Genomic DNA, 4564 nt, shown 5'->3' with positions numbered 1-4564 from the left:
CACGGCGACAAGGTGGTCCTGGACGACGTCACGCTGAACTTCCTGCCCGGGGCGAAGATCGGCGTGGTCGGGCCGAACGGCGCGGGCAAGTCGAGCGTTCTCAAGATCATGGCGGGGCTCGACCAGCCGAACAACGGCGAGGCGTTCTCCGCCCCCGGTGCCACGGTCGGGATCCTGCAGCAGGAGCCTCCGCTGAACGAGGAGAAGACCGTCCTGGGCAACGTCCAGGAGGGCGCCGGGGACGTCGCGCTGAAGCTCCAGCGGTACAACGAGATCGCGGAGCTCATGGCGACCGACTACTCCGACGAGCTCATGGAGGAGATGGGGAAGCTCCAGGAGGACCTCGACAACGCCGACGCCTGGGACCTCGACTCGCAGCTGCAGCAGGCGATGGACGCCCTGCGCTGCCCGCCCGGGGATTCCCCGGTCACGCACCTGTCCGGGGGCGAGCGGCGCCGGGTGGCGCTCTGCAAGCTCCTGCTGAGCAAGCCCGACCTGCTCCTGCTCGACGAGCCGACCAACCACCTCGACGCCGAGAGCGTGCAGTGGCTGGAGAGCCACCTCGCCTCGTACGAGGGCGCGGTGCTGGCCGTGACCCACGACCGCTACTTCCTCGACAACGTGGCGCAGTGGATCCTCGAGCTCGACCGCGGCCGGGCCTACCCCTACGAGGGCAACTACTCGACGTACCTCGAGAAGAAGGCGGAGCGCGTCGCCGTCCAGGGCCGCAAGGACGCGAAACTGCGCAAGCGGCTCGCCGACGAGCTCGCCTGGGTCCGCTCCGGCGCCAAGGCCCGGCAGGCCAAGAGCCGGTCGCGCCTGGCCCGCTACGAGGAGATGGCCGCGGAGGCGGAGAAGACCCGGAAGCTGGACTTCGAGGAGATCCAGATTCCGCCGGGACCCCGACTGGGCAACGTCGTCGTCGAGGTGAGCCACCTGGACAAGGGGTTCGACGACCGGCTGCTGATCAAGGACCTGTCCTTCTCGCTGCCCCCCAACGGCATCATCGGCGTCATCGGCCCGAACGGCGTGGGCAAGACGACCCTGTTCAAGACCATCGTCGGTCTCGAGCAGCCGGACTCCGGCACGGTGCGCGTGGGCGACACCGTGAAGCTCTCCTACGTCGACCAGAACCGGTCCGGGTTGTCGGGGACCGACAACGTCTGGAAGGTCGTGTCCGACGGGCTGGACTACATCCAGGTCGGCAACGTCGAGATGCCGTCGCGTGCCTACGTCTCGGCGTTCGGCTTCAAGGGGCCCGACCAGCAGAAGCCGGTCAACGTGCTGTCGGGCGGCGAGCGCAACCGGCTGAACCTCGCCATGACCCTCAAGCAGGGCGGCAACCTGCTGCTGCTCGACGAGCCGACCAACGACCTCGACGTCGAGACGCTCTCGTCGCTGGAGAACGCGCTCGAGAACTTCCCGGGCTGCGCCGTGGTCGTGTCCCACGACCGCTGGTTCCTCGACCGGGTGTGCACGCACATCCTGGCCTGGGAAGGCACCGACGACCATCCGGCGGCCTGGTTCTGGTTCGAGGGGAACTTCGCCGACTACGAGCAGAACAAGATCGAGCGACTGGGCGCCGAGGCGGCCCGTCCGCACCGGGTGACGCACCGCAAGCTCACCCGGGACTGACGTCCCGCACGGTCGCGGGACGGACCCGCGGTCGACGCCGAGAAGGGAGCGCTCGTGGCACCAGGAGAAGGTGCGCTCTCGGCGCGCACCGTCCTCGAGGTCGCCGACGGGCTGCGCTGGAGCGACCACCGCCTCGGCCTGTCGCTGGCGGAGCACGCCCTGCGTCTCGCCGGTGACGACACCGGGGCCCGGGCGGCCGCGCAGCGCTCGGTGATCCGGTCGCTGGCCGAGGCCGACCGGTTCGAGGAGGTCGTGTCCCGCGCGACGCCCCTGCTCGAGGACGCCGCGGTCCGCCAGGACCGCGACGACCTCGCCGGACTCCTGGTCGAGCTGGCCGCCGCGGCGATGGGGTTCGGGGACGACGGGATCGCCACCCGCCTCGTCGCGCCGGTCGGTCCCGGCGAGGAGCTCCCGAACCGGACCACCGTCCACGCGGCCCTGGTCCGAGCCCGGTTGGCGGGCACGACCGGGGACGTGGCGGGCGCCGACCGGGCGGCGCAGGAGGCCGAGACCGCGCTGCGACAGACCGGGGAGCCCGACGCCGGTCTCGCGCGGCGGGACCTGGCGCGCGCCCGGGCCGCCGCGCGGAGCCGCAGCGGCGACCCCGCGACGGCCCTGCCGCTGGTGTCCGGCGTCGAGTCCTCCGACCCCGACGCGGACCCGGACGGCGGGCGACGATCCCTGCTCGCCGCCGCGGACCACGTGGACCTGCTGCTCGACCTCGGCCGTCCGGACGAGGCGCTCGAGCGCGGTCGCGCGGCGCTCCCCACGACCATCACACCTCCGCTGGTGCGCCCCGCCGCGCGGGTCCGGCTCGCCCTCGCCGAGCGCGTCCACCTCGCGCGCGGAGCCCACGACGAGGCGCGGACCCTGGCGCGCAGCGCCGCCGAACAGCTCGAGGACGCGGGCCACGACGCGGACGCGGCGCGGGCCTGGGAAGTGGTCGCGTCCGCGGCCGAACGTGGCGGCGACCTCGCGGCGGCTCTCACCGCGGTCCGTCACGGCCACGCGCTGGAGTCGCGGGCCCGCGATCGTCGCGACCCGGCCCTGCGGGCCCTCGCCACCCTCGCCGCGTCGGCGCCAGAGCTGCCCCCGCGGCCGACGCCGACGCCGGCCCCCGAGCCGACGCCGACGCCGACGCCGACCGCACCCGCCCTTGGCCCGGGGCCGACGTCCACGTCCGAGGCGGAGTCCGTCGTCCCCGACGCGCAACCCGCGGTCGGCGACGGACCGGGCGGCGAGGTGGACGGCACGGATGCCCCGGTCCGGCGGCGGAGCCACCGGCGGCAGGGTGCCGACGGCGCGTCCCGTCCGCCAGGCACCGAGAGCGTCCCGGAGACCCTGGCCCGCCTGCTCGGCACCAACGGAGCCGCGCCGGCGCCGGGAGCCGGGACGACCGCGTCGGCGGATGCCGGCGAGCGGGTGGAGGCGGGTGGGCTCGGTGGCGCCGAGGAGAGGGCCACCGGCGTCCCGGAGGGCGGCCCCGACGCCGCGTCCCCGCCGGCGACCCCCTCCTGGATCCGAGGTCCGGGTGGGGGCGACGACGAGGTCCCGGAGCCTCCCGCCGAGGGCCGGGCGGACACGGGCTCCCGCCCGACGTTCGACGCGTTCTCGACCGCGCCGCGGCGACGCGACGTCGTTCCCGCGGGTGCCGACCGCTTCGGTCCCGGCACGGAGCCGTCCCCGGAGGAGTTCCCCCACATCGATCCGGCGGATCCCCTGGGCTCCGTGAACTCCGGGGGCGGCCTCGGACGCCCGCTCGAGGGTGCCGCCGAGGTCGGGCGGGACACGCCGCCACGTGCGGAGCCGGATCGGGGGGCCGGTCCGACGACGTCGGCGCGCGGCTCGAGCCCTGTCCTCGCGACGGGCCGTGCCGACGAGGCCCGGAGGGATGGGGTGCCACCCGGGGTGGTGCCGGGTTCGCCCCCGCCGCGCCGGGAGGAGCGGGAGGTTCCCGCGCCCCACCGCTCCACGAGCACACCCCTGGCCGGGTCGCCGCCCGTGTCGCGGTACGAGCCCGGGGGAGCCGGTCGGGCCGAGTTCGACGAGGAGCTGGCGCTCACGCTCGCAGGGCTGCTCGCCGAGTACGGCGCGCCGGACCAGCCGCCGGCGCAACCCCAGCACGACGTTCGGTCCCCGGGCGTCGAGGTGCCCTCGGCCCGGCGGCACGTCTCGGGCTCGATGCCGTTGCCGACCACCGACCAGCGCTTCGCCGCACGCCCGCCGGAGGCGCCCGACCGGGCCGCACCGCCACCGGACGCCGGAGCGGGGGGACGGGCGCCCAGGGGGGAGAACGGTGCCCGCCTGGCGAACCTGCTCGCCGAGGCGATGGACGCCTTCCGACACACCGGGCCCGAGGAGAGCGGCTGGGCTCCCGGCGACCCGTCCCAGGGCCACGGTGACCCGCGCCCGGGTGAGGGCGCGCCCGCGCGCGGCAACGGGGACGGCGGTCTGAGCGCCCCCGGTCGCGGCCGACCCGACGGCACGCGCGGGCCCGGGATCGGCACGCGTCGCGGCTGACCAGCAGCAACGCGTGGCCCGACCCCCCCGTCTCCGGGGGGTTCACCAGGTGTGTAAAGTTCTCGATGCCGCCGGGGCGAGGGGCTTGCTCCGAACTCCGGTGGCAGTTAGGTTGGGGGAGTTGCCCTGCACCGGGTTGGTGGTAGGGTGGCTCCCTGAGAGCGCCGGGTTGACCGGGCCGCACGATGTGCGGCGGTCGGGGCCCGTGTGGTCGTCCTTTGAGAACTCAACAGTGTGCTGACGTTTTGTGTGCTTTGGCCTCTGACCTTTTTGGTTGGGGGTTTCTTTGAGTAGCTAGTTTTTGTCAGGAGAGTTGGTTTTTCTCTTCTAACGGTTTTTGTTGGAGAGTTTGATCCTGGCTCAGGACGAACGCTGGCGGCGTGCTTAACACATGCAAGTCGAGCGGTAA

At 73.9% G+C, this 4564-nt stretch carries 2 protein-coding genes and 1 rRNA gene; all 3 read left to right on the top strand.

Features of this window, described 5'->3' with window-relative positions:
* The coding region (ettA, locus tag AC0CYZ_RS12745; protein ID WP_472215822.1) for an energy-dependent translational throttle protein EttA at positions 1 to 1635 on the top strand (1635 nt) is incomplete at its 5' end.
* A 54-nt stretch (positions 1636 to 1689) separates the two neighbouring features.
* A complete protein-coding gene (locus AC0CYZ_RS12740; protein ID WP_472215820.1) occupies positions 1690 to 4155 on the top strand; it encodes a YfgM family protein in 2466 nt (821 codons plus the stop codon).
* Between the two features lie 337 nt (positions 4156 to 4492).
* Positions 4493 to 4564, top strand: a 16S ribosomal RNA gene (locus AC0CYZ_RS12735); the annotation flags it as partial.

The organism is Actinomycetospora sp., assembly GCF_055612215.1.
Note: the sequence above shows the minus strand (reverse complement) of the source record. Positions and strands in the feature narration are given on the sequence as shown.